General features: G+C 57.9%; 23 protein-coding genes. 11 read left to right on the top strand and 12 right to left on the bottom strand.

What is annotated here, in order from left to right; all coding sequences use genetic code 11:
- Positions 1–824: 824 nt before the first annotated feature.
- The 3 genes from MHM86_RS01265 to MHM86_RS01255 all read right to left on the bottom strand — a co-directional run bounded on the left by MHM86_RS01265 (position 825) and on the right by MHM86_RS01255 (position 4109).
- Positions 825–2339 carry a tripartite tricarboxylate transporter permease gene (locus MHM86_RS01265; RefSeq protein WP_239194991.1) on the bottom strand — a complete coding sequence of 505 codons (1515 nt, stop codon included), beginning with the start codon at positions 2337–2339 and terminating at the stop codon, positions 825–827.
- A gap of 12 nt (positions 2340–2351) precedes the next feature.
- Positions 2352–2834: a tripartite tricarboxylate transporter TctB family protein gene (locus MHM86_RS01260; protein ID WP_239194989.1), complete on the bottom strand. Its 483-nt coding sequence runs from the start codon at positions 2832–2834 to the stop codon at positions 2352–2354.
- Positions 2835–3131: 297 nt separating this feature from the next.
- The gene (locus MHM86_RS01255; RefSeq protein WP_239194987.1) at positions 3132–4109 is read right to left on the bottom strand and encodes a tripartite tricarboxylate transporter substrate binding protein; all 978 of its coding nucleotides are present in this window, start codon (positions 4107–4109) and stop codon (positions 3132–3134) included.
- Between the two features lie 120 nt (positions 4110–4229).
- Here MHM86_RS01255 and MHM86_RS01250 point away from each other — a divergent pair, with 120 nt between their 5' ends.
- Genes MHM86_RS01250 through MHM86_RS01240 form a run of 3 tightly spaced genes read left to right on the top strand, consistent with a single transcriptional unit; the run spans position 4230 to position 7338 of the window.
- The gene (locus tag MHM86_RS01250; protein WP_239194985.1) at positions 4230–4895 is read left to right on the top strand and encodes a response regulator transcription factor; all 666 of its coding nucleotides are present in this window, start codon (positions 4230–4232) and stop codon (positions 4893–4895) included.
- Between the two features lie 41 nt (positions 4896–4936).
- Positions 4937–6343 (top strand): sensor histidine kinase, encoded by a 1407-nt coding sequence (locus tag MHM86_RS01245; RefSeq protein ID WP_239194984.1) that lies wholly within the window; start codon positions 4937–4939, stop codon positions 6341–6343.
- Entirely contained in the window at positions 6310–7338 is a 1029-nt protein-coding gene (locus MHM86_RS01240; RefSeq protein WP_239194983.1) for an ABC transporter substrate-binding protein, read from the top strand. The genes MHM86_RS01245 and MHM86_RS01240 overlap by 34 nt, the downstream gene beginning before the upstream one ends.
- Before the next feature lie 16 nt (positions 7339–7354).
- Here MHM86_RS01240 and MHM86_RS01235 read toward each other — a convergent pair whose 3' ends face one another.
- From MHM86_RS01235 to MHM86_RS01210, 6 genes are all read right to left on the bottom strand, one after another.
- Entirely contained in the window at positions 7355–8371 is a 1017-nt protein-coding gene (locus MHM86_RS01235; protein ID WP_239194982.1) for a glutathione S-transferase C-terminal domain-containing protein, read from the bottom strand.
- A gap of 21 nt (positions 8372–8392) precedes the next feature.
- Positions 8393–9919, bottom strand: coding sequence for a glutamate synthase-related protein (locus MHM86_RS01230; protein WP_239194981.1), 1527 nt, complete (start codon positions 9917–9919; stop codon positions 8393–8395).
- A 202-nt stretch (positions 9920–10121) separates the two neighbouring features.
- Complete coding sequence (locus MHM86_RS01225) at positions 10122–10616, bottom strand: hypothetical protein (RefSeq protein WP_239194980.1); 495 nt, start codon at positions 10614–10616, stop codon at positions 10122–10124.
- 4 nt (positions 10617–10620) lie between these two features.
- On the bottom strand, positions 10621–11115 hold the full coding sequence (gene coaD / locus MHM86_RS01220) for a pantetheine-phosphate adenylyltransferase (protein WP_239194979.1): 495 nt from the start codon (positions 11113–11115) through the stop codon (positions 10621–10623).
- 201 nt (positions 11116–11316) lie between these two features.
- Complete coding sequence (locus tag MHM86_RS01215; protein WP_239194978.1) at positions 11317–11751, bottom strand: CBS domain-containing protein; 435 nt, start codon at positions 11749–11751, stop codon at positions 11317–11319.
- A gap of 107 nt (positions 11752–11858) precedes the next feature.
- On the bottom strand, positions 11859–12764 hold the full coding sequence (locus MHM86_RS01210; protein WP_239194977.1) for a LysR family transcriptional regulator: 906 nt from the start codon (positions 12762–12764) through the stop codon (positions 11859–11861).
- A 169-nt stretch (positions 12765–12933) separates the two neighbouring features.
- Between MHM86_RS01210 and MHM86_RS01205 the strand changes: the two genes are divergently transcribed.
- The 7 genes from MHM86_RS01205 to MHM86_RS01175 all read left to right on the top strand — a co-directional run bounded on the left by MHM86_RS01205 (position 12934) and on the right by MHM86_RS01175 (position 19501).
- Positions 12934–14433: a CoA-acylating methylmalonate-semialdehyde dehydrogenase gene (locus MHM86_RS01205; protein WP_239194975.1), complete on the top strand. Its 1500-nt coding sequence runs from the start codon at positions 12934–12936 to the stop codon at positions 14431–14433.
- Between the two features lie 385 nt (positions 14434–14818).
- Complete coding sequence (locus MHM86_RS01200; RefSeq protein ID WP_239194973.1) at positions 14819–15373, top strand: hypothetical protein; 555 nt, start codon at positions 14819–14821, stop codon at positions 15371–15373.
- Positions 15374–15568: 195 nt separating this feature from the next.
- Entirely contained in the window at positions 15569–15997 is a 429-nt protein-coding gene (locus MHM86_RS01195; RefSeq protein ID WP_239194971.1) for a hypothetical protein, read from the top strand.
- Positions 15998–16105: 108 nt separating this feature from the next.
- A complete protein-coding gene (locus MHM86_RS01190) occupies positions 16106–17251 on the top strand; it encodes an acyl-CoA dehydrogenase family protein (RefSeq protein WP_239194969.1) in 1146 nt (381 codons plus the stop codon).
- Between the two features lie 11 nt (positions 17252–17262).
- A complete protein-coding gene (locus tag MHM86_RS01185; RefSeq protein WP_239194967.1) occupies positions 17263–18294 on the top strand; it encodes an enoyl-CoA hydratase/isomerase family protein in 1032 nt (343 codons plus the stop codon).
- 11 nt (positions 18295–18305) lie between these two features.
- Entirely contained in the window at positions 18306–19178 is an 873-nt protein-coding gene (gene mmsB / locus MHM86_RS01180; RefSeq protein ID WP_239194966.1) for a 3-hydroxyisobutyrate dehydrogenase, read from the top strand.
- Between the two features lie 131 nt (positions 19179–19309).
- The gene (locus MHM86_RS01175) at positions 19310–19501 is read left to right on the top strand and encodes a DUF2892 domain-containing protein (protein ID WP_239194965.1); all 192 of its coding nucleotides are present in this window, start codon (positions 19310–19312) and stop codon (positions 19499–19501) included.
- 52 nt (positions 19502–19553) lie between these two features.
- Here the strand turns inward: MHM86_RS01175 and MHM86_RS01170 are convergent, their stop codons facing one another.
- Complete coding sequence (locus tag MHM86_RS01170) at positions 19554–19979, bottom strand: NUDIX hydrolase (RefSeq protein ID WP_239194964.1); 426 nt, start codon at positions 19977–19979, stop codon at positions 19554–19556.
- Positions 19976–22858 carry an excinuclease ABC subunit UvrA gene (gene uvrA, locus MHM86_RS01165; RefSeq protein WP_239194963.1) on the bottom strand — a complete coding sequence of 961 codons (2883 nt, stop codon included), beginning with the start codon at positions 22856–22858 and terminating at the stop codon, positions 19976–19978. The genes MHM86_RS01170 and uvrA overlap by 4 nt, the downstream gene beginning before the upstream one ends.
- A 277-nt stretch (positions 22859–23135) precedes the next feature.
- On the opposite strand from uvrA, the gene MHM86_RS01160 reads away from it, so the two are divergent.
- Positions 23136–23495 carry a rhodanese-like domain-containing protein gene (locus MHM86_RS01160; protein ID WP_239194962.1) on the top strand — a complete coding sequence of 120 codons (360 nt, stop codon included), beginning with the start codon at positions 23136–23138 and terminating at the stop codon, positions 23493–23495.
- Between the two features lie 68 nt (positions 23496–23563).
- On the opposite strand, the gene lpdA is transcribed toward MHM86_RS01160, so the two are convergent.
- Positions 23564–24961 (bottom strand): dihydrolipoyl dehydrogenase, encoded by a 1398-nt coding sequence (gene lpdA / locus MHM86_RS01155; RefSeq protein WP_239194961.1) that lies wholly within the window; start codon positions 24959–24961, stop codon positions 23564–23566.
- Between the last annotated feature and the right edge of the window lie 105 nt (positions 24962–25066).

The raw sequence follows: 25066 nt of genomic DNA, 5'->3' as shown, positions 1-25066 counted from the left end.
GCCCGCACAGCTGTAACAGTTTCACGTACTGCATGTCTGTGCAGATCGGGGAATAAAAAGCATAACGTAACAGGGATGAAATAGCGCGCTCTGTGATCCTTTCCGTGTTTGATGCAAGTCTTCCACGTATTTTGCAAAGGCCCTGAGCATACTGGACATGTCGAATTTTGTGCCGCTTCAACTGCTCGTTCAGGTCACTTTCCTTTCGAAGGCGACCGGACTTTCCGCTCATAGATATCCGGATCCCATGAGGACGCAGAAGCGTCTGCTGGTTTGACCGGCGCGCCTATGGAGCCAGCGAGCCGTATTTGAAATGAGGCAGATTGATTGCTTTAGGGTTTCCGCATCAATGCGATTGCACAGGGCATCCGCATGGCATCAGCCTTCCTTCTCATGCACAATAATGGAGCAGGCTACCCTCTAGACTGAGTGCTTTTTCGACCCGATCCGACGCATCCTAGAACTCTTGCTCAAAGGCCATATGGTCTTGTGGCGGGTTCTGCGGCAAAACCACGGACTTAATAACGGACTTAATACAAGCCGATAGCGCGCGCCCCGAAGGCTAAGTTTCAAGCCGAGAGCATTCCGCGGGTACAGACTGCAATGAAACAGGTGCGAGGCGTCTCATGGACGCGGCCCTCGCGATTGGTGTTCATGCTCTGCCAGAACCTTGTGCCAGTTTTCCAATTCGTCAACCAAAGTGTTCGAACAAACTGGCGCACTGTCTGCCATACCTTACATAAATTTTCGAAACCTCACCACAGGCAGGCCGACACCTGTGCCAGCAGGGCCATCACCACTGCCAGCACAGGTCTTCACGTAGGTCAGTCTCCCTCGGCCACCCCAGCAGCGCGTGCCTTAGCGCGACGGGCGCGGTAGCTGGGCACAATCACCAACAGGGCCGCAATCGCCAACAGGCCAAGGGTCATAGGACGCTCCACAATAAAGCCGATCCCATCATAAAGCTGCATCGAGCGAGAGAAGTTATCTTCCAACATACCGCCCAGAATAAATCCGATCAGCAGCGGCGCCAGCGGGTAATCTGCAAACTTCAACACCATGGCACAGACGCCCATCCCCACAAGGATCAAAAGTTCAGTTGCGTTATTTTGCCCGATGTAGCTGCCCATCAGGGTGAAAAACAGAATGAACGGGATCAGGTAATTGCGCGGGATGGTCAGCACTTTGGCGATATAGGGGATCAGCGGCAGGTTCAGCACCAGCAGAACCAGATTGCCAATGTACATCGAAATGATCACCGCCCAGAAGATCTGCGGCTCATCAATCATCAACCGTGGCCCCGGCGTGACGTTCAGCGCAATCAACGCCCCCAACAGGATCGCGGTGGTGCCCGATCCCGGAATGCCCAGCGTCAACAGCGGCACGAACGATCCGGTGCAAGCGGCGTTATTGGCCGTTTCAGGGGCCGCCAAGCCCTTAATCGCACCTTTCCCAAACTCCGCCTGTTCTTCCTTACTGGCGATGTTGCGTTCCACCGCATAGCCAAGAAACGACGCAATCGTCGCCCCCGCCCCCGGCAGCACACCGATAAAGAAACCCTGCACCGACTGGCGGCCGATGACCGGCGCAATCTGGCGCCCCTCTTCACGGGTGATGCGCAGATTTTCGATTTTGCCACTGCTACCTTGCACGGATCGCGCGGGGTTCAACACCAGAAACAATGCCTCCGGCAGGGCAAACATCGCCATCGCAAGGGTGATGAAACTGAAACCCGATTGCAGATCCATCAACCCCATGGTGAAACGTGGCATGTTAAACAGCGCCCCTTCTCCCACCGTGGCCATGATCAGCCCCAAAAGCGTCATCAACACAGCCTTCGCCACATTGCCCGTGCCAGCAAAGGCCGCAATCGCCGAAAGGCCCACAACCATCAGGGCGAAATATTCCGCCGAATGAAACAGCAAGGCCACCCTTGACAGCATTGGTGCAAAGATCATCAGCAACAGTGCCCCAATGCTACCGCCAGCGAAGGAAGCAATAGCGGCAACGGTCAATGCCTTACCTGCCTGCCCCCTGCGCGCCATCGGATAACCATCAAAGCTGGACGCCACGGTCCCCGCCACCCCCGGCGCGTTCAACAGGATAGAAGAAGTCGATCCGCCAAAGATCGCGCCGTAATATACCCCCGCCAACAGAATGATCGCAGCAGACGGATCCCCGATGGTGATCGCCACAGGGATCATAATAGCAATGATCGACATCGGCCCCAGTCCCGGCAACATGCCGATAAAGGTGCCAATCAGACAGCCAGCAACCACCATCGCCAAATTCTGGATGGAAAAGGCAGCGCTAAGCCCGATGAGAAGTCCTTCAATCATCTCACATCCCCCTCACACAAAAAATGGCCACGGGCGCAGGAAAATCCCCAGCACCTCATCAACCAGATACCAGACAACAAAGGCCGCAAACCCTGCCACCGGCAGCAGAATGTAAAACTTGCGCTCCCCCAAGATGAAGGCGCCGCAACACAGGAAAGCAAAGGTCGAGAGCAGAAACCCCGCCGGCCGCAGCAACAGCGCATAGCCCACCATCAAGCCCAGCAAAGTCAGCGCTTGACCCAGTTGATAATCTCCCAGGCGGCGATAATCGATTTCCGGCTCTTTGCCGGTCTCGCCAGATTTCTCCAGCCCCAGCAAAATCACCAGCGCAGTGATAATCGCCAGCACGGACAGCACCTTTGGAAAAGTGCTGGGCCAGATCGGGTTGCGTTGCATGAACGGCGGCAACCCCGCATCCATGGTAAAAAACGCAGCATAGCCATAGCCCAGTGCCGCACACAAAATGATGAATGATACCCAGCGGTCCAGCGCCATCTGGTGCCTCCTTTTGACCTTGTTGGACAGAGTGATATGAGACGCAGGGGCCTTGCCCCTCTTGAGCCTTCGGCCCAATTCACCCCAAGGTATTTTCCGCAAGAGGAAAGAGTTTCTTAACCACTTTGGAGTTAAGCTCGTGCCACGGTACAGGCTGAGGAGCCGATGACCGCGCAAGGGGAAGGTCTTTCCTTCCGTTTTGGGGAGGGCCGCTGTGCTCTCCCCTTCCTCTTGCAGAAAATACCTCGGGGAGCGCGAGGGGCAGCGCCCCTCGCACCGGCGTGTGCTAATGGCGCCTTAGAGGAAGCCGAGCTTCTTCATCAGATCGCCAATGACCTTCTCCTGTCCTTCCAGGAAAGTTTTGAATTCGTCGCCGGAATTATGGATATTGACCCAGCCGTTGCGTGCACGCACAGCTTCCCATTCAGGGGTGTCGTACATCTTGGCAATTGCGGTCTGATACATGGACAGTTTGTCTTCAGGCAGACCGGGGGCGGCGAAGAAGCCACGCCAGTTGACAAAAGTGGTGTCGATGCCCTGTTCCTTCATCGTCGGGGCGTCATAGGCCGCTACGCGTTCATCTGCAGTCACGCCAAGGATTTTCACCTCACCCGCGTCCGCCAACGCCACTGCTTCGGAGAAACCAGTGGAAAGTGCTGCAATTTCACCGGACAGCAGAGCTGCCATCGCTTTGCCGCCAGCGTCATAGGGAATGTATTTCACCGTCAGTGCATCTTTGCCTGCCGCTTCCATCACCATTGCGGCCACCAGATGATCCATACCGCCGGGCACGGAGCCACCGCCGATCGCGGTGCCCGAGGCATCTGCGTCAAAGGCGGCCAGCAAGTCATCCATTGTGTTCAGAGCACTGTCTTTGCCCACAACGATGGCGGCGTAATCCCCGATAGTTCCCGACACCAACGTCAAATCGCGGAAGTTATGCGGAAACACACCGGTGAGCGAGCGGATCACGATTGGGGTCGAGTTGACCATCAAGGTGCCGTGCTGGCTGTCGGCATTTTCGATCAGATAACCGATGGCTTTACCGCCGCCGCCGCCCGACATGTTTTCATAGGACGCATTGCCGACCAAGCCCGCCGCAGTCAGCGCCTCACCTGTGCCGCGCGCGGTGCCATCCCAGCCGCCGCCTGCGCCGCCGGGGATCAGGAAGTGGATGCTGTCGACGACCTTGTGCCCATCTGCCAGCGCCGCGCCCGACAGGCCCAGTACCGTGGCAGCCGCAAGAATGGCCTGACGGCCGAAACTGAATGTCATGTTGTTTCCTCCCATTTGACAATGGCGGCGCTTGCCGCTCATCTCGAGAGAGGCTGACAATTTAAGCTGACACAAAGCTGACACGACTAAAAAACTTGCACAAAAAAGAAAGTACGCGCCATGCGGTTCCTCTTGGTCGAAGACAACACAGAACTGGCCGCAGCGGTGGTCGAGCGGCTGATGCTGGATGGCCATGTGGTGGATCATGCACCTGATATTCAGACCGCAAGTGATTTCACAGCAACAACCTCTTATGATTTGATATTGCTGGATATTATGCTTCCGGATGGGGATGGGAGAACCTTTTTGTCGCGCCACCGCCAACAGACGGGGAGCACGCCAGTTATTGTGTTAACCGCCCGCTCAGAGGTGACGGATCGGGTCACGCTTTTGGATCTGGGCGCGGATGATTACATGGTCAAGCCGGTCGATTTTTCCGAACTGGAAGCGCGTTGCCGGGCGGTGATGCGACGCCGTGGTGGGGTGGCGCAGAACCTGCTGCGACTTGGGGATCTGAGGTTTGATTCGCTCTCTGGCACGTTGAAATTGCCCGATCAGGACATCCAGCTGCGCCCACGGGAGTTGCGCCTGTTTGAGGTTCTGGCCCAGACACCGGGGCATGTTTTTTCCAAATCTACGCTGGTAGAGCGATTGTTTTCATATGATGAGGACGTCACCGACAACGCAATTGAGGTCTACATCGCCCGTCTGCGGCGCCATCTGGAAGGATCCAGCGTAAGGATCACCACCCTGCGCGGCCTCGGCTACAAGCTGGAGGTCACATGAGGACACCGGTCGCGCATGGATCACTGAGGCGCAGGCTTCTGATGTCGCTTTTGGCCAGTGCGGCACTTCTGGCGGTGGTGGTCTATTTCGTGGTGCAATCTGTGGCGCGTCAGGTGGCGCAGGACAGTCAGGACAATGTGCTGACCGCGTCTGCCTTGTCTATTCTAGACAGCGCCCGGCTCAGCAATGGCGAGATCAGCATCGACCTGCCCTATTCCGCCCTGTCGATGCTGGACAGCCTGTCGGATGAGCGGGTGTTTTACGCCATTCGATTGGAACGCGTCTTTCTCAGCGGTTATGCCGATCTGCCCAGTGCCGCTGCGGGGCGTGACGCGCCCAACACGCCCGCCTATTTATCCACCCCCTTTCTGGGTGAAGAGGTGCGTCTTGCCACTGTGCGGCGGCGCGTTTCCACCGATCAGGGCCAGCGGTTTCTGGAGGTATCGGTGGCGCAGACACTGTCGGGACAAAAACAAGCGCTGGCGCGCATTTCGCGCAGTGCCATGGCGATTGGGGCGGGTTTTTTCTTACTATCTGTCATTCTCGCAGGGATCATCGCCCGCAGTGCGATCCGCCCCCTGGACCGGCTGACCGCCTCTGTGTCGCGACGCGGGCCGAAAGATCTGCGCCCCGTGGCCGCGCCTGTACCGTCAGAAATGGTGCCATTGGTGTCGTCACTCAATTCCTTCATGCGGCGGCTGAAACAGTCCTTGTTGCGATCCGAGGATTTCATCGCTGAGGCCGCGCATCGTGTGCGCACACCTCTGGCGGTTGTCCGCACCAAGGCCGAGGTGGTAGAGCGCACGTCAACAGATCCTGAGACCCGCAAAGCAGTGAGGGATATGATCCGCGCAATCGACGACAGCTCACGCACCGCTGGTCAGCTGCTGGATCATGCGATGGTAACTTTCCGACTGGATCAACTGACCGGAGAAGAGATCAACCTGCACCGTCTGGTCGCCGATACGGTAGAGCGAATGCGCCCGACAACAGAGCTGAAGGACATCACCCTCACCGCGACAGGTAAAACTGCATTAGGCAAAGCCGCATTAGACACAGCGTTCGGCAACGCAACGGACACGGATGCTGCGTTTATCATGGGGGACCCTATTCTGGTGCAAAACGCGTTGCACAACCTGCTGGACAATGCCGTGAAATACGCCCCCGCTGGCGCGGATGTGGATGTCACCCTGAAGCGGATGTCTCTGGACAATGGTCAATACGCTAGGGTCAGCGTATCAGACACGGGCCCCGGTTTTGGCGACGCGGATCTGGGTCTGCTGCCCAAACGCTTTGCCCGCGGTGCCAATACACAGGCCATCGTCGGATCCGGTCTGGGCCTGACCATTGCCAAAGAGGTGGTAGAGGCCCACGGTGGCAGGTTGCAGATCGCCAACAGTCAAGGAGGTGGCGCATGCGTCAGTTTGCTCTTTCCCTTATCCTGCTGATCGCGGTCAGTTGGTTCCCCGCGGGGACCCTGGCGTTTGAGGCAGAAGAAGAGGCCTGGTTCGGTCCTGAAGACAGTGCTCAGGTGCTGCGCATCATCTCGACCGCCGATATCGCCTTTATCGCGCCGATGATCACCTCTTTCCTCAGCGCTGAACCTGACAGCGCCATTCACTATACCGTCGCCGGCTCCACCGAAGTGCAGCGCGCCATTGTCGATGAGGGCGCAGGGTTTGATGTGGTCATTTCCAGTGCGATGGACCTGCAGACGAAACTGGCCAATGACGGCTGGGCCAGCCCGCACCTATCGGAGGTCACCAGCACCCTGCCGCCTTGGGCGGTTTGGAACGATATGCTGTTTGCCTTTACCCAAGAACCGGCAGCCATTGTGGTGTCGACAACCGGCCTGAATGGTTTACCTCTCCCGCAGACCCGCAACGATCTGATCAATCTGTTGCGCCAGCACCCTGAGGTGTTTCGCGGTCGCACTGGCACCTATGATGTGCGTCAGTCTGGGCTGGGCTATCTCTTTGCCACGCAGGACGCCCGCGCGTCCGAGGTTTATTGGCGCCTGACAGAGGTAATGGGGGGGCTTGATGCGCGGCTTTATTGTTGTTCGTCGCATATGATTGATGCGGTGAAATCGGGCGAGCTGCTGATTGCCTACAACGTGCTGGGCAGCTACGCGATCAATCGCGACGACAGGGACGAATTTGCGATTATCCTGCCCGAGGATTTCACCACCGTGATGTTGCGCACAGCCCTCATCACCCGCAACGCGCCATCACCCGAATTGTCGCGGCGGTTTATCGATCATCTGCTGGCCGCGTCCCATGGATCATCCGCCATCCCACTGACGCATCCAGCGCTGGACCTTGACCGCGTTGATCCATCGCTCAACCGGATACAGGTTGGTCCCGGCCTGTTGGTGTTTCTGGATCAGCTGAAACGGCGATCATTCCTGTCCGAATGGGCCAGCGCGATGTTCCAGAACTGATCTGGCCGGGCCTGCATCATCCCGCCAGTTCGGGATGAAGGTAAGCCTGCGGATAGGACATCGGGGTCAGAGGCCCCAGTGGGATGGTCCCGTTCCATGTACGCCCGAAATAACCCTGTCGACAATGAATCAGCGATCCTGCCCCAGCCACACCAGACAAGGCATAGACCCGACACAACCAGCGCCACAGATGTGGGTAGTCAAGGATCCGCGCCCCGTTCAGTTTCATTCGCAAATGATAAACCGGATCATGACGGTAAAGCGTGGGGAACAGACGCAGGTCCGCTTCGCTAAAAGCGTCCCCCGTCAGATAGGCCCGCCCGTCCGACAACAGATCCTCCAGCCATGCCAGCGTGTCAAAATAAGCGGTGAAAGCCTGTGCGTAAACTCCCTGATCAGATGAAAACCCCGCCTTATAAGCGCCGTTGTTGATGGTGGTGTAGATCCTGTCATTCAAGTGCCTGATCTGATCACGCAGGCCGGCATCTGCCGGCCACAGCTGTGGACGCTGGGCATTGGTTGATCCCAGCGCGGCCGCGTGGGCGTCCAGCATACGGATGATTTCGGCACTTTCATTGTTGACGATACGGCCTGCGTGCTTGTCATAAAGAACGGGGAGCGATTGTTCCTGCGACCCTTCGCGCTGGTAAATCGCCTTGGCCAGACGCAGGCTCTCGCCGGTTGCCGTTTCTTCGGTACAGTCTGACAGGCGCGTGTCGGTCAGGCTGGCGACACGATGGGGGGCGAATTCCCACAGGTTAGGGCCCGCAGGATCATCGTCCCCTGTGCGGTTGGGGAAGGCCACGTCCATCGTGATACTGTCCTGCAATCCCAGAACCGCACGGGTCAGCGTCACACGGTGACACCACGGGCAATTGAGCGCAACGAACAGATGATACCGCCCCGCCTCTGGCGGAAATTCCGCATCGCCAATGGCGTGCCGGAACCCGCTCAGTCCGCGCACGAATTCACCCCGTGCCCGGCGCACAGCGACGTCTGTCTGATCCTCTTGGATACTGGTGTCGTCGGTCATAATTCCCCTACCCGTTGCTCCTCAACCAACGCCAGCAAAGCGGATACCGCTCAGATCGGCAACCTCTCGTTTCCAGCTGGTGATGTCACGCGGGCTGAAACCGGACAGGCTGTCATGGCCGCAGGCCCGCGCCAAAACCTGCATCAACTCCACCGAGGCCCCAAAGTAGCGTTCCAGTTGATCCGCCCCGCGCTGCACATCCAACCGCTTGCGCAGCTCTGGCTTCTGGGTGGCGACACCGACGGGACAGTTATTGGAATTGCACATCCGCGCCGCGATACAGCCCACCGCCTGCATTGCAGCGTTAGACACCGCAACCGCATCCGCCCCCAGCGCCAGCGCCTTGGCAAAATCCTCTGCAACACGCAGACCACCGGTGATCACCAGCGTCACCTCGCGCCCGGTGCGCGCATCCAGATGGCGACGCGCCCGCGCCAGCGCAGCAATGGTGGGCACTGAAATGTGGTCGCGAAAGATCAGCGGCGCCGCGCCGGTGCCACCGCCGCGCCCATCAAGGATGATATAATCGGCCGAGGCCGCAAGGGCGAAGTCGATGTCATCCTCAATATGATTGGCCGACAGTTTGAACCCAATCGGGATCCCGCCCGAGCGTTCGCGCACCTGATCGGCGAGGCGTTTAAAATCCTCAGGCCGATGCAAATCCACGAAAGTCGCAGGTGAAATGGCATCCTGCCCTTGGGCCAGCCCGCGCACTTCAGCGATTTTGCCCTGCACCTTTTCACCGGGCAGATGGCCGCCGGTGCCGGTTTTGGCCCCCTGCCCGCCCTTGAAGTGAAACGCCTGTACCTTGGCCACATGATCCAGCGACCAACCAAACTGGGCCGAAGCAAGTTCATAGAAATACCGGCTGTTGGCGGCCTGTTCCTCGGGCAGCATGCCGCCTTCGCCGGAACAGATGCCAGTGCCTGCCGCCTCTGCCCCGCGGGCAAGAGCGGTTTTCGCCTCCTCCGACAGGGCCCCGTAACTCATGTCAGAGACAAAAAGCGGGATATCCAACACCAGCGGTTTCGCAGCGCGGGGGCCGATCACCACCTCGGTCGCCACCGGGACGTCATCCAGCAGCGGCTTGCGGGCCATCTGCGCAGGCAGGATCTGGATATCATCCCAATGCGGCAGATCTTTACGCGGGATGCCCATAGATCCCATTTCGCCGTGATGGCCCAACTTCGACAACCCATCCCGCGCCAGCGCATGAATGCGGGCGACGGTGGGCTCTTCGGGCGTCGGGGTCGCCTGCGGGATGTCTGATTTCGGCTCCGGAGCAGGATCACCGGCCTGTAAATCGCCAAGGCGCGCGTGCGACCCATCACAGAAAGGTGCATTGGCGCTGGCCTTGCACTGGCACAGCATCGCCGCGCCGTCCTTTTCAGCGGTAAACTTCTGCGGTGACAGACCTGTGCCGCGATGAGAGCCATCACAGAAAGGCTGTGATTTCGACTGCCCACATCGACACCAGAAATAATCCTTACCTGCCTCCAGTTCGACCTTGGTCGGTTTCTTGGCGGCGATGATCGGGGCTTGGGTCATGTTTTGTTTCCTCGCTGGCTGTCGCTGGCTGGGTGTGGGAAAGTGGCGTTATATTTTTGGCGCGTAATCCACTTTCTTGGCGGCATTCGTTAACATGATAAGCCTAAGCGCAGACGGCCAGAAGTCAAAGAAAACACACAAACACAGGCAAACTGCCCCCAGCGAGGGCCATCAGCAGCGATCGTTCAGCATCGCTGAGGATTTAGCAGGGATAGGTCATCATCACCCGGCGGATCACCGGCGGGTTGCGGCGGGATTTGCCCGCATCGCGGCGACTGGGCCGTTTTTCGGCGGTCACCACCAGATCGTAGCGACAGCTGCGTTTCAGCCGATCGTAGATTTCTGCACGGCTCTGGCCGACCCAGGGGCGCGGATGGGTATGCGGCAGCGCAAAAGCGCCGTGGGTGGTCAGCACCCCACCGCAATAACCCAGATAACTGCGGCGCGGAGCGCGTGACCGCTTGGCCTCTCGGGCGCCGCTGAACAGGCCGCCCTCGCTCTCTTCCCAACACAGGCGCGGGGCATCCATGCCGCGCACATCAACCGTCACCACATAGCGATTATGGGTCATCGCCCAGATCAAGATGATCAGCACCATCGCGCCAGCGGCCAGTGACAGCCACAAGATCAACCGCTGCACCGGAATGGTAAAGAGTGTCTCTACAATGTCCGGTGCGTCGGTGTCCTGTTTGGCCATGTTCTTACCTATGTAATTTGTCCAGCAGCTTTTCCCGCACCTCAGGGGTTACAAAACGGGAAATATCGCCGTCCAGTCGCGCGATTTCTTTTACCAGTTTAGAGGCGATCGCCTGATGCCGGGCCTCGGCCATCAGAAACACCGTCTCTACCGAGGCGTCCATTGCACGGTTCATGCCAACCATCTGGTATTCATATTCAAAATCAGTAACAGCACGCAGACCGCGGATAATCACCTGCGCACCAACGTCGCGGGCGCAGTGGATCAGCAGGTTTTCAAAAGGATGTACGACAATTTCAATGCCTACTTCAGTGGCGATGTCGCGTGTCGCCTCTTCGATCATGGCCACCCGTTCTTCCAGTGAAAACAGCGGCCCCTTGTCGCGGTTGATCGCAACCCCGATCACCAGACGGTCAACCATCGTGGCCGAACGGCGGATGATATCCAAATGCCCCAAAGTAACCGGGTCAAAAGTACCGGGATAAAGGCCAATACGCATGGAGAATTCCCCCCTCACTGGCGCGAACAGGCTCTTCGCGCAATTTCCTCTCGCGGGCACGCAATATTATTGCGCGGCGAAATGCAAGCACAAATGCTGCATTGCGGAAATCTGCTGGCGGAACGCTGCACTATCAAAAGCTGCATCACGCCCCATTTGCGGGGCATGAGCGGTTCTTGGTCATTGGTGGGCTGACAGGGGTCAGTGGCCCATAATCATGCCTTCGAGGGCATTGCGTTCCATTGACAGCTCTTCGAGGCGGGCCGCCACAACATCGCCGATCGTCACGATACCGACCAATGCGCCATCTTCCATGATCGGCATGTGACGAAAGCGGCCTTCGCTCATCCGTTTCATCACGTCATCGGCACTGTCACTGCGCGCGCCACACACAGGTTTGCGTGTCATCATGTCATCAACGCATTCCTGCATACAATCGGGCCCGCGCACCGCGAGTGCCCGCACGATATCACGTTCCGAGATAATGCCCTCTGCCGATTTTCCATCTGACGACACAACAACACCCCCGATGCGCCGTTCCGCCAGAATCTGCGCAACCTCTGCCACGCCAGTTCCGGGTTTCACAGTGACAACCCCAGTATCGCCTTTTGCCTTCAGAATTTGATTAACCAGCATGCACACTCTCCTCCATACATATGATCTACCCCTTCAGGGTTGACCAGCAAACAGCGAGTGTCAAGTCAGCGCGGGTGGTTCATTCTACCATAGGCTCGTCACGGGCATCAGTCAGGGATACTGCTTTCCAGCCGCGCCACTTCGGCCCGCAGACCTTCGCTTAACGCATCAGCAAACCGGTTCATCCGTTCCAGACGGCGATCATCGGCGTGGCGGATCAGGTAAAAACTACGGGTCAGGCTGACCTCATCCCCCAGCACCTTGCGCAGACGCGGCGCGTTGGACAGCACAAAACCATGCACCACGCCGATGCCTGCCCCCGCGCGCAAAGCGTTAAACTGCACCGAGACAGAGTTCGACGCCATATTGACATGGCCGATCCCCAGTTCGCCAAGGTAATCCAATTCCTTGTCAAAGATCATGTCTGGAATGTATCCCACCATCTGGTGGTCTTTCAGATCCTTCAGCGACTGGATACGCGGATGCTTCATAAGGTAACCCCGCGCCGCCGCCAGGTAGAGCTTGTAGTCGGTGATTTTCTGCACCGTTAGACGGGTTGAGGCCTCTGGCGCGCTGACACCGATGGCCATATCCGCCTCGCGCTTTGACAGGTTGAACAGGCGCGGCAAGGCAACAATCTGGATGTTGAGGTCGGGGTTTGCCTCGGCAATTTTGGCGCAAACCCTCGGCAATAGGAAATTCGCACAGCCATCAGGTGCCCCGATGCGGATCGTCCCCGAAAGGTTGCCCGATTGCCCGGCCAGTTCCTCAACTGCGCCGGTCATCGCCTGTTCGGCACGTTCGGCATGAACCAACAGGCGCTGGCCTGCATCGGTCAATGCATAGCCCTGCGGCGATTTCGCAAAGAGCGGCGCCCCCATCTGTTCCTCAAACCGCGCGATGCGGCGCCCCACTGTCGCCGGATCCACCTTCAGATCACGCCCTGCCGCCGATAGGCTTTCCAGCCGTGCGACGGCCAGAAACACCTTCATATCATCCCAATTCGGTGTCATCCGCCCTTCTCTCCTGTCGTTTTGACGTTTTGGCGCGGGTCTATAAAACATCCTTTGCCCTACGCTGTCGTATGGTTTGCGTTTTCGCAAATCCGTTTTGGTATCTTTCGTCTTTTCGTGCGTTTTTTGCAATACTATGCTGAGCGCAAAGTCATCAGGAGGGTTTTCCATGCAGGAAATCATGAACTACGTCGACGGCCAGCTGGTCCCGGGCACATCCGGCCGCTTTACCGAAAACAGCAACCCCGCAACTGGCGAAGCCGCCAGCCGCGTGCCGCTGGCAAGCGTGGCAGAGATGGACGAAATCATCGCCAAAGCCGCCGCCGCACAGCCTGCATGGGCTGCCACCAACCCGCAGCGTCGTGCCCGTGTGATGATGAAGTTTGGCGACCTGATCAACGAACACATGGACGAACTGGCCGAACTGGTCAGCCGCGAACACGGCAAGACACTGCCAGATGCGCGCGGTGACGTGCAACGTGGTCTGGAAGTGGTCGAAGTCTGCATGGGTGCACCGCACATGCTGAAGGGCGAGTTCATGAACGACGGCGGCCCCGGTATCGACCTTTACTCCATGCGCCAGCCGCTGGGCGTGGTTGCGGGCATCACACCGTTTAACTTCCCCGCCATGATCCCGCTGTGGAAAATGGCGCCGGCGCTGGTGTCCGGCAACGCAATGGTTCTGAAACCATCAGAGCGCTGCCCCTCCACCTCGTTGCGTCTGGCTGAACTGCTGAAAGAGGCAGGCCTGCCCGATGGCGTGCTGCAGGTTGTGAACGGCGACAAAGAAGCGGTTGACGCGATCCTTGACAATGAAACCATTCAGGCTGTGGGCTTCGTCGGTTCTACGCCGATTGCGCAATACATCTATGGCCGCGCTGCCACCAACGGCAAACGTGCCCAGTGTTTCGGTGGTGCCAAAAACCACATGATCATCATGCCCGACGCCGATCTGGACAAAGCCGCCGACGCATTGGTCGGTGCAGGGTTCGGCGCCGCTGGCGAACGCTGCATGGCGATCTCGGTTGCGGTGCCTGTGGGGCAGGAAACGGCTGACGCCCTTCGCGAACGGCTGGTGCCCCGCATCGAGGCGCTGAAGGTTGGTCCATACACCTCCGAAGAGGACGTAGATTACGGCCCCGTCATCACCGCACAAGCCAAGGACCGCATCAACGGCCTGATCTCCTCTGGCGTGGAACAGGGTGCGGATCTGGTCACCGATGGTCGTGGCTTCAGCCTGCAGGGCTATGAAAACGGCCACTACGTTGGCCCGACCTATTTCGACAATGTGACCGCCGACATGGACATCTACAAAGAGGAAATCTTTGGTCCTGTTCTGTCTCAGGTCCGCATGGACAGCTACGAGGACGCGCTGAACCTGATCATCGACAATGATTACGGCAACGGCACCTCGATCTTCACCGCAGATGGCGACACCGCACGTGATTTTGCCAATCGGGTGAACGTCGGCATGGTTGGTATCAACTTCCCCATTCCGGTGCCGCTCAGCTACTTTACCTTTGGCGGCTGGAAAAAGTCGGCCTTTGGCGACCTCAACCAATACGGTCCTGATGCGCTGCGGTTTTATACCAAAACCAAAACGGTCACCGCGCGCTGGTTCTCTGGCATCAAAGAAGGTGGCGAGTTTGCCTTCAAGGCGATGGACTAAAGGGCCAATCAACCTGAACGAAAGAGGCATGTGGATCACCACATGCCTCTTTTTATTTTCGATTTTCAAAAAAACTTGTTCAAAATTTCTTGATTTATCGAAACTTACCCCGCAGGCTGTGGATATGTGCAGACAAGGATACATTAAAAGTTGAGCATACCACACGACATATACGTGTACTCCGTTGGCGCGCGCTGTTGCTTTCGCGAACAGGCCGGTGCCGACAGGTCGCTGCCATGGATTACACCCAACTCTATGTCTTCCATGCCCACTAAGCATCTGAGCGCACATCAGATTCCACTCAACCCCAGGGTGCATATCGCCCCTCTGAAACGGCCCCATCAGACCCCAGAACAGACCCCACCTAACGCCATACGACAGCCAGTTGCCCTGTCCCGCAGACACGCCAGAAAACAGCGTCGGTCCGATCCGGTTAATCTGGTTCCAGCGCCCTGCCACTGCGGTCAAAAGCAGCCAATCTTTCGGCAAAACCACTCTGACCACGGGGACTTTTGAGATGACCGTCAGCCTCAAGATCTTACTGCCCGAAAACCTTGCTCTGTTCTATTTCAGCGATATCGTGACCGAAGCGGACTATAGCGAAGCATTGCAAATCTACGCCACACACCCTGACGCACGTGAAGGTCAGAATTTGCTTTGTGATCTGCGCGGGGCAACGGATGGCACCATCGACATGGCCAAACGCGTGACGCTGCAGCCCTCTCTGGATCGGGTGCTGGGCGCAGGCGACACACCGCGCAAGATCATCTATCTGGCCCCCAGCCTGCCGCTGACCAACCTGATCAAACCTTGCATTGCGCTGTGGCAACCTCACCCCACAGTGACCGCCACCAACGCCACCAGCGAGGCACAAGCCATCGCGATGCTGGGACTGACCCTAACCTCGCTGCCCCAGAAGGTTGCAGAACTTCCAAGCTGATCCATGCCTTCCCCCGCACGCCACAGTTTCGTGCCCAAAAATGGATCTGAATGCCATTCTGAGTCCCGCACGGTTTTTTCCAGCAGCCCGCCCGATGCCCCCCGATCAGCAGCGCAAATGCGCCCGAACGCACGCTGTTGCGCCGGACCGACCTACGCCGCATACCCAAGACACATTCACACAAGGCCCAAACACTTGCCCATCGCTTACAGTATCGAACCGGATCTTGATCTGGTTTACATGCGCATCGAAGGCGCTGTTATCATTGATGAAGCCCTCTCCACACTGCGCCAGTATCTGAAACATCCAGACTACCGACCGAACCGCAACCACCTGCATGATCTGTCGCGCATCACCCTGACTCAGATTGAATTTCAATCGGTGCTTGCGGTGCAGAACAAGGTCATGACGCAGCAACAGGCAACCCCAAGCCAAAATCATGTGGTCTTTTACGCGCCGACCAAACTGGCGCTGTCGGTGGCAGAGGACCTGAAACGCCTGTGGGCGCACTTCGATACTCTGACCATTAGTGTCGTAGAAACCACCGACGCTGCCGCCGCCCTGTTGGAGCGCGATCCAGACGCTATTTCATCGCTTGTGCACGGTGCTTTTCCTCCCTCTTGAAACAGTTGTGTAGGATTTGTTAATTAAACGTATGTTCAAATAACCCGCACCCCGATTGCAATTCGCAGAGGGGTCCGCGGGCAATCACCAGCGACGGGAGGACAGGTGGTGGATTTTGCGCTGACAGAGGAACAGACTGCGATTTTTGATATGGCCAAGGGCTTTGGCGAGGAACATATCGCGCCCTATGCCCGCCAGTGGGAAAAGGATGGCACCATCCCCAAAGAACTGTGGCCAGAGCTGGGCGCGCTGGGACTGGGGGGCATCTATGTGTCCGAAGAGTCCGGTGGATCCGGTCTTGGCCGTTTGGACGCTACGCTGATTTTCGAGGGGCTCTCGATGGCCTGCCCGTCTGTGGCCGCGTTTCTGTCGATCCACAATATGTGTGCCAAAATGGTCGACACTTTCGCCGACGATCACCTGCGTGAAACGGTGCTGGCACCAGCGCTGAGCATGCAAAAGGTGTTGAGCTACTGCCTGACAGAACCGGGATCCGGCTCTGACGCCGCAGCGCTGAAAACACGCGCGGAAAAAACCAACGAAGGCTATACGCTGAACGGGACCAAGGCGTTCATTTCTGGTGGCGGCTATTCGGATGGCTATATCGTCATGGTGCGCACTGGCGATGACAGCGCGCGCGGTATCTCCACCGTCTATGTGGAGGATGGCACCCCCGGCCTGTCCTTCGGCGGGCTAGAGGACAAAATGGGGTGGAAAAGCCAACCCACCCGTCAGGTGCAGTTTGATGACTGTAAAATCCCCGCCACTAACCTGGTTGGCACTGAAGGCGACGGTTTCAAATACGCGATGGCCGGTCTTGATGGCGGACGCCTCAATATCGCCGCCTGTTCGCTGGGCGCGGCGCAATCGGCGCTGACCCAGACCCTGCAATATATGAGCGAACGCAAAGCTTTCGGCAAAACCATTGACCAGTTTCAGGCGTTGCAATTCCGTCTGGCTGATATGGAAATTGAGCTACAGGCGGCGCGCACCTTCCTGCGACAAGCGGCGTGGAAGCTGGACAATAACGCCCCCGACGCCAGCAAGTTCTGCGCAATGGCAAAGCGTTTCGTGACCGAGGCCGGATCGAAGGTCGCCAACCAGTGCCTGCAGCTGCACGGGGGCTACGGCTATCTGGCGGACTACGGCGTTGAAAAAACCGTGCGCGATCTGCGCGTCCATGAAATCCTTGAAGGCACCAATGAAATCATGCGCCTGATTGTAGCGCGTCACCTCTTGGCCGAAAACGCATAAGACCGGACAATATGAACGACATACGCACCCGTATAGAAGGCCAGATCGGCCGCATCACTTTCACCCGTCCCAAGGCACTGAATGCGCTGAGCCACGACATGTCGCTGGCGCTGGAACAGGCGCTGGATGACTGGGCTGAAAACGATGCGGTCAAAATGGTGCTGATCGACGCCGAAGGCGACCGCGCCTTTTGCGCCGGTGGTGACATTGCCGCCATGTATGAGGCGGGGATCAAGGGCAAATACGACGGCCCCCGCACCTTCTGGCGCGATGAATACCGGATGAATGCCAAACTGTTCAGTTTCCCCAAACCGGTGGCCAGCCTGATGCAGGGGTTCACCATGGGCGGCGGCGTTGGTGTAGGTTGTCACGGATCCCACCGCGTGGTCGGTGACACGACGCAGATCGCGATGCCCGAAACCGGTATTGGCCTGATCCCCGATGTGGGCGGCACGCTGATCCTTGCCCGCGCACCGGGGCGCATCGGCGAATACCTGGGCGCCACTGGTGGCCGGATTGGTGCCGCAGATGCGATCCACGCTGGTTTCGCCGATTACTACATCCCCGAAGACCGCTGGCCGGCACTGACCGCTACCTTGATTGAAACCGGCGACTGGACCGCAATTGACCGTGCCGCCCATCCCGTGCCCAGCAGCCCTCTGGCCAGCCAGCAAGCAGAGATTGACGCCTGTTTTGCCGGTGACAGCCTGTCAGATATCCTGGCAGTGCTGAAAGCGACAGACAGCGAATTTGCCGCCAAAACGCTGAAAGTGCTTGGCCGCGTCTCCCCCCTTTCTGCCGGATGCACGATTGAATTGGTGCACCGCGCCCGCCTGAGCGATGACATCAAAAAGGCGCTGGAGCAGGAGTTCCGATTCACCTACCGTTCGATGGATCAGGGCGATTTTCTGGAAGGCGTGCGCGCTCAGATCATCGACAAGGACCGCAATCCCACATGGAAACACCGGCAAATAGACGCTGTTCCCTCACTTGAGGTGACACAGATGCTGATGCCACTTGGCGCTGACGCGCTGAAGATCTGAGGAGGACCACCATGAAAATCGCATTTATTGGCCTGGGCAATATGGGGGGGCCGATGGCCGCCAATCTGGCTGCTGCGGGCCATGATGTTGCAGGCTTCGACCTGGCTGCCCCAATGCCCGAAGGCGTGAGCAAAGCGGAAACAGCCACCGCAGCCGCTGAGGCTGCCGATGTGGTGGTCACCATGCTGCCGAACGGTCAAATTCTGCGCGCGGTTGCTGGTGATGTGATCCCCGCGATGCGTGCAGGCGCGGTGCTGTGTGACTGTTCGACCGTTGACGTGGACAGCGCGCGCGCAGTTGCCGCACAGGCGGCCTCGGCAGGAATGGGGGCACTGGATGCCCCCGTGTCGGGCGGCGTTGGTGGGGCCGCAGGCGGCACACTGACCTTTATGGTAGGCGGCGGCGCGGATGCGTTTGACACGGTAAAGCCGCTGTTTGACATCATGGGGCAAAAGGCCGTGCATTGCGGCGATGCGGGCGCTGGTCAGGCGGCCAAGATCTGCAACAACATGATCCTTGGCGTCACGATGGTCGCCACCTGCGAAGCCTTCGCACTTGCGGACAAACTGGGGCTGGACCGCGGCAAGATGTTTGACGTGGTCTCCACCTCGTCGGGCTACAGCTGGACAATGAACGCCTACTGCCCTGCCCCCGGTGTGGGACCGCAATCGCCCGCAGACAACGGTTATACTCCCGGCTTTGCGGCAGAACTGATGCTGAAGGATCTGCGCCTGAGCCAGCAAGCAGCAGAAAGCGCCGACGCCGACACCCCAATGGGTGAACTGGCCCGTGCGCTTTATGAACAGTTTGTCGAGGCAGAGGATGGCCTGGGCAAAGACTTCTCCGCCATGTTGCCACGGTTTGAGGGGCGCGGGCGCCGTTGAATGCGCCACCGTCTCACGCATGTGTGACCGCAAAATCAGCCCTGCCACCGGCTGTCTGAATTGATTTAGATCATATAATACATTCAATATGTATTATATTTTATACTCAACAGACAGATAAGGAGACGGCTATGTTTGCAAACAATGTTGGCGGGGTGGATAAAATCCTGCGGATCGCACTGGGTGCTCTACTGACCCTTGGGGCGATCATGGGATACGGCATTTGGATGTGGATCGGGGTAATCCCACTGATTACAGGCCTGTTTGGTACCTGCCCGCTCTATTCCATTATCGGCATCAACACCTGCCCGATGAAGAAATAACCCGCTAAAACTCCAAACGACCAAGGGCGCCTTCCGGCGCCCTTTTCGTGATTTATCTGTCCAGCACCTGACGCAGCAGATCATCCACATGATCGCTCAGCGCTATTTTATGCTCCAGCACGTCAGCCACGGGCACCCAAACCGCCTGATCAACGTCATCATCGGCAACTGGTCTACCCGCACAATACCGACATTCCACCGCGACCAGATAATAGTGATGCTTAACACTGCCATCTGCGTGGTGACCGATCAGATCCAGTCCCCCCAAGGTTGCCACAGCCTCCGCCGTAACGGCCGTTTCCTCCTGCAGTTCGCGCACAGCCGCCGCGGCCGCGGTTTCACCGCTCTCAACATGACCGCCGGGGTAGCCCCATATGCCGCGATCAGGGTCATTTCTGCGCCGCACCAACAAAACCCGCCCCTCATGCACTGTCACGGCCAATGCCGCCAAAGCGGGGCGGAGGATTTGTTCACTCATTCCGCAGCAACCTTACCACCGGGCAACATCGGCTTCAGGTAGCGGCCTGTGTGGCTCTCTGCCACCTCCGCCACCTGTTCCGGCGTACCTTCGGCCACAATACGGCCACCACCATCGCCACCCTCTGGGCCGATATCGATAATGTGGTCCGCCGTTTTCACCACATCGAGGTTATGCTCGATCACAACAACAGTGTTGCCCTGATCAACCAACTCGTGCAGCACCTCAAGCAGTTTACGCACATCCTCAAAATGCAGGCCGGTTGTCGGTTCATCAAGGATATAGAGCGTTCGACCGGTGGAGCGTTTCGCCAGCTCTTTCGACAGCTTCACCCGCTGTGCCTCACCGCCTGACAGCGTGGTCGCCTGCTGACCCACCTTGATATAGCCAAGACCAACCCGCATTAGCGCGTCCATCTTATCGCGTATCGACGGCACCGCCTGAAAGAACTCCTGCGCATCTTCGACAGTCATATCAAGGACATCCGCGATACTCTTACCCTTAAACTTCACCTCCAGCGTTTCGCGATTATAACGCGCACCGTTGCAGGTTTCGCAGGTCACATAGACATCCGGCAAGAAGTGCATTTCAATCTTGATGACCCCGTCGCCCTGACAGGCCTCACACCGTCCACCTTTGACGTTGAAACTGAACCGACCGGGTTTGTAACCTCGCGTCTTGGCCTCTGGCAGACCAGCGAACCATTCGCGGATCGGGGTAAAGGCGCCCGTGTAGGTCGCAGGGTTCGATCGTGGCGTGCGCCCGATGGGGCGCTGATCAATGTCGATCACCTTATCCAGATGTTCCAACCCTTTGATGGTGTCACAGGGCGCGGGCGTCTGGCGGGCGCCGTTCAGCCGCATAGAGGCGGTTTTAAACAGCGTTTCAATCGTCAGCGTCGATTTCCCACCGCCGGACACGCCGGTGACACAGACAAACTTGCCCAGCGGAAACTTCGCCGTCACGTCCTGCAGGTTGTTGCCGGTGGCCTTCACCACGGTGACATGTTTTCCATTGCCCTCTCGCCACTCCGCGGGGACCGCAATTTCGCGCGCGCCGGTCAGATATTGACCGGTCAACGATGCGGGGTCTGCTGCAATCTGTTCCGGCGTGCCCTGCGACACGATCTGGCCGCCATGCACACCCGCCCCCGGCCCGATGTCGAAGACATAGTCCGCCTCACGGATCGCTTCCTCATCATGTTCGACCACAATCACCGTATTGCCCTGATCACGCAGGTTTTTCAGCGTATCCAACAGACGGTCATTGTCACGCTGGTGCAGACCGATAGAGGGTTCATCCAGCACATACAGCACCCCCGTCAGGCCCGATCCGATCTGGCTGGCCAGACGGATCCGCTGGCTTTCGCCCCCCGACAAAGTGCCGGAGTTCCGGCTGAGCGACAGATATTCCAGACCCACATTGTTCAGGAAGCCCAAACGTTCGCGGATTTCCTTCAGGATCGCCCCGGCGATGGCGTTTTTCTGATCGGTCAGATGGTCCGGCACAGTGCGGCACCAGTCATAGGCCTCGCGGATCGACATCTGCACCACTTGCCCCACATGCAACAGTGGCGCGGCCTCCCCATCAGCAGGGCCAAGTTTGACCGCCAGTGCCTCTGGGTTCAGGCGATAGCCGCCACAGGCACCGCAGGCCCGGTTGTTCTGGTAGCGCTCAAACTCTTCGCGGACCCAGTTCGAATCCGTCTCGCGGTAGCGGCGTTCCATGTTGGGGATCACCCCCTCAAAGGTGCGTGTCACCTGATAAACACGCCCCCCCTCATCATAGCGAAACGGGATCTCTTCCTTACCGGACCCATAAAGGAAAACCTGCTGAACCTTCTTCGGCAAATCCTTCCATTTGTCATTCTTATCAAAGCCGTAGTGCGCGGCGATCGCCTCAATCGTTTGCAGGAAATAGGGCGATTTTCCCTTGCGCCAGGGCGCCAGCGCACCATCGTAAATCTTCAGGTTCTGATCTGGCACCACGAGGCGTTCATCAAAGAACAGCTCCATCCCCAGACCGTCACATTTCGGGCAAGCCCCAAATGGTGCGTTAAAGGAAAACAGGCGCGGCTCAATTTCAGAAATCGTGAACCCGCTTTCCGGGCAGGCGAAGTTTTCACTGAAAGTGATGCGTTCCGGATCGCCCTCCTTCGGCGCGGTTTCCAGCACGGCAATCCCGTCTGCCAGATCCAGCGCGGTGCGGAAACTGTCGGCCAGACGGGTTTCCAGCCCTTCCTTCACCACCAGACGGTCAACCACCACGTCGATGTCATGGCGAAACTTCTTGTCCAGCGTCGGCGGGGTGTCGAGATCATGGAATTCACCGTCCACCTTCACCCGCTGGAACCCCTGTTTGCGCAGTTCCAGAAACTCTTTCTTATACTCACCCTTCCGGTCGCGCACGATCGGGGCCAGAAGATAGGCGCGTGTGCCCGACTCCATCGTCATCACCCGGTCCACCATATCCTGCACCTGCTGCGCCTCAATCGGCAGGCCGGTGGCCGGGCTGTAGGGGGTGCCAACACGTGCGAACAACAACCGCATATAGTCATAAATCTCGGTCACCGTTCCGACGGTAGAGCGCGGGTTTTTCGAGGTGGTCTTCTGCTCGATAGAAATCGCAGGGCTCAGACCACTGATGTGATCCACATCAGGTTTTTCCATCATATCAAGGAATTGGCGGGCATAAGCGCTGAGGCTTTCGACATAGCGTCGCTGGCCTTCGGCATAGATCGTATCAAACGCCAGCGAGGATTTTCCAGACCCAGACAGGCCGGTAATCACCACCAGTTCATCGCGCGGAATATCCACGTCGATGCTTTTCAGGTTGTGTTCGCGTGCGCCGCGCACTTCAATTTTCTTCAGATCCGCCATCACTTGTCCCTGCGCCTGCGCCATCGGTTGACCGTTGCCGTTAACAGATAGTCGCTACGCGCCGAGTCTCCAACCAAAAATTGCGAACATTAAGGGAACATTAATAACTTGCAGCGAGTATAGGCAGAACGCGCATCCGCGCTTTTGGCTGCAGTCGCTAAAACCACACGTCTTTAGGTCGTTTTCATTCCTTAAGAGGAGTATGTGCGGCCGTGTGTTGGCCTAATTAAACAACGCCCGATCGACCCGCGTAAGACCGCACAAAGGACCCGACAGAATGTTTATGTTTCGCCAAGCCCCGTCCCCCTACTTTCAGGCCGAAGATGCCGTGCAACGAGCTATTTCAGGGGGTGCATTGATTATTGACGTGCGCGAACCCGACGAACTGGCCCGCACGGGCAAGGCAAAGGGCGCGATGCATGTGCCGTTGGGACGGCTACGGTCCGCAGCCGATCCGCGCGATCCGCTGTATGATCATCGTTTCCGCTATGACACCACCATTGCGCTTTACTGTGGATCGGGCGGGCGAGCACAAAACGCCTGTCGGATGCTGGGCGCGATGGGCTATGGCGATGTGCATGTGATTGGCAGTCTGGATGATTGGGTCGCAGCAGGTGGCACCATTGCGGTGACCTGAATCACACAAGGTACGAAAAAGCCGGGCAAATTCGCCCGGCTTTCACTTTTGCAGGTTCCCGTCCGAAATCAGATATGCAGCGCCCGGTCATAGGCCGCCAGCACGCTTTCATGCATCATTTCCGACATAGTCGGATGCGGGAAGACGGTGTGCATCAGGTCTTCTTCGGTGGTTTCCAGCTGGCGCGAGATGACATATCCTTGGATCATCTCCGTCACCTCAGCGCCGACCATATGGGCGCCCAGCAATTCGCCGGTTTTCTCGTCAAAGATGGTTTTGACCAAACCTTCCGCCTCCCCCATTGCCACAGCCTTGCCATTGCCAATAAAGGGAAACTTGCCAACCTTAATCTTGTAGCCCGCGTCTTTCGCCTTTTCCTCTGTCATCCCGACGGAGGCAACCTGCGGATGACAATAAGTGCAGCCCGCGATCGACCCCGGTTTGATCGGGTGAACCTTCTGACCGGCGATCAGTTCGGCGACCATGACACCTTCGTGGCTGGCCTTGTGCGCCAACCACGGCGCGCCGGCGATATCGCCAATGGCGTAAACGCCATCAACACCGGTGCGGCAATATTCATCGGTGATCACATGGGTACGGTCGATTTGCACACCCAGTGCCTCCAGGCCCAGACCTTCGGTGTTGCCAACGATGCCAACGGCGGAAATCACCGTGTCATATTCGTGCTTCTCAATCTTACCACCGACCTCAATATGGGCAACAACGCCCTTTCCGGGGGTGCGATCCAGCTGTTTCACCATGGCTTTCTCCATGATGTTCATACCCTGCTTCACGAACTGTTTCTTTGCGAAGGCGCTGATGTCCTTATCTTCCACAGGCAGCACGCGATCCATCACCTCAACCACTGTCGTGTCAGCACCCAAAGTGTTGTAGAAACTGGCAAATTCGATGCCGATGGCGCCCGATCCGATGACCAGCAATTTCTTCGGCATCCGCACCGGTTTCAACGCGTGGCGATAGGTCCAGACCAGATCACCGTCGGCCTCCAGACCCGGCAATTCGCGCGCGCGGGCGCCGGTCGCGACAATGATGCTGGGAGCGGTCAACTCTTCCACACCTTTGTCGGTTTTAACCGAAACCTTGCCCTTCGACACAATCGTCGCCTCCCCCATGATGGAGGTGATTTTGTTCTTTTTGAACAGGCCCTTGATGCCGCCGTTCATCTGCGCGGCCACCTTGCGGGAGCGATCAACAATCGCATCCAGATCAAAGCTGAATTTATCCGCGGTCAGGCCAAATTCTTTTGCACGTTCAAACTGGTGGTAAACCTCGGCTGAACGCAGCAGCGCCTTGGTAGGAATACAGCCCCAGTTCAGGCAGATGCCGCCCAGATGCTCCCGCTCTACACAGGCCACAGACAGACCCAGCTGCGCCGCACGAATGGCAGCCACATACCCACCGGGACCAGCCCCGATCACCACGACGTCAAACGATTTGGAAGCCATCAGCCCCTCCGATTCCTGATTTAGTTTGATATTAAACTATTTTCCGTAACGTCACAACAAACCAAAAGCCCCCGCAGCGCATTGTTGCGCACTGCGGGGGCAAGC

The sequence above is a fragment of the Thalassobius sp. Cn5-15 genome, from assembly GCF_022347685.1.
GTDB lineage: Bacteria > Pseudomonadota > Alphaproteobacteria > Rhodobacterales > Rhodobacteraceae > Thalassobius.
This window is presented reverse-complemented; position numbering and strand designations above follow the sequence as displayed.

Bases quoted from the DNA above. Each gene is read 5' to 3' on its own strand.
- MHM86_RS01265 (WP_239194991.1), bottom strand. From the start codon at position 2,339: ATGATTGAAGGACTTCTCATCGGGCTTAGCGCTGCCTTTTCCATCCAG.
- MHM86_RS01260 (WP_239194989.1), bottom strand. From the start codon at position 2,834: ATGGCGCTGGACCGCTGGGTATCATTCATCATTTTGTGTGCGGCACTG.
- MHM86_RS01255 (WP_239194987.1), bottom strand. From the start codon at position 4,109: ATGACATTCAGTTTCGGCCGTCAGGCCATTCTTGCGGCTGCCACGGTA.
- MHM86_RS01250 (WP_239194985.1), top strand. From the start codon at position 4,230: ATGCGGTTCCTCTTGGTCGAAGACAACACAGAACTGGCCGCAGCGGTG.
- MHM86_RS01245 (WP_239194984.1), top strand. From the start codon at position 4,937: ATGTCGCTTTTGGCCAGTGCGGCACTTCTGGCGGTGGTGGTCTATTTC.
- MHM86_RS01240 (WP_239194983.1), top strand. From the start codon at position 6,310: ATGCGTCAGTTTGCTCTTTCCCTTATCCTGCTGATCGCGGTCAGTTGG.
- MHM86_RS01235 (WP_239194982.1), bottom strand. From the start codon at position 8,371: ATGACCGACGACACCAGTATCCAAGAGGATCAGACAGACGTCGCTGTG.
- MHM86_RS01230 (WP_239194981.1), bottom strand. From the start codon at position 9,919: ATGACCCAAGCCCCGATCATCGCCGCCAAGAAACCGACCAAGGTCGAA.
- MHM86_RS01225 (WP_239194980.1), bottom strand. From the start codon at position 10,616: ATGGCCAAACAGGACACCGACGCACCGGACATTGTAGAGACACTCTTT.
- coaD (WP_239194979.1), bottom strand. From the start codon at position 11,115: ATGCGTATTGGCCTTTATCCCGGTACTTTTGACCCGGTTACTTTGGGG.
- MHM86_RS01215 (WP_239194978.1), bottom strand. From the start codon at position 11,751: ATGCTGGTTAATCAAATTCTGAAGGCAAAAGGCGATACTGGGGTTGTC.
- MHM86_RS01210 (WP_239194977.1), bottom strand. From the start codon at position 12,764: ATGACACCGAATTGGGATGATATGAAGGTGTTTCTGGCCGTCGCACGG.
- MHM86_RS01205 (WP_239194975.1), top strand. From the start codon at position 12,934: ATGCAGGAAATCATGAACTACGTCGACGGCCAGCTGGTCCCGGGCACA.
- MHM86_RS01185 (WP_239194967.1), top strand. From the start codon at position 17,263: ATGAACGACATACGCACCCGTATAGAAGGCCAGATCGGCCGCATCACT.
- mmsB (WP_239194966.1), top strand. From the start codon at position 18,306: ATGAAAATCGCATTTATTGGCCTGGGCAATATGGGGGGGCCGATGGCC.
- MHM86_RS01175 (WP_239194965.1), top strand. From the start codon at position 19,310: ATGTTTGCAAACAATGTTGGCGGGGTGGATAAAATCCTGCGGATCGCA.
- MHM86_RS01170 (WP_239194964.1), bottom strand. From the start codon at position 19,979: ATGAGTGAACAAATCCTCCGCCCCGCTTTGGCGGCATTGGCCGTGACA.
- uvrA (WP_239194963.1), bottom strand. From the start codon at position 22,858: ATGGCGGATCTGAAGAAAATTGAAGTGCGCGGCGCACGCGAACACAAC.
- MHM86_RS01160 (WP_239194962.1), top strand. From the start codon at position 23,136: ATGTTTATGTTTCGCCAAGCCCCGTCCCCCTACTTTCAGGCCGAAGAT.
- lpdA (WP_239194961.1), bottom strand. From the start codon at position 24,961: ATGGCTTCCAAATCGTTTGACGTCGTGGTGATCGGGGCTGGTCCCGGT.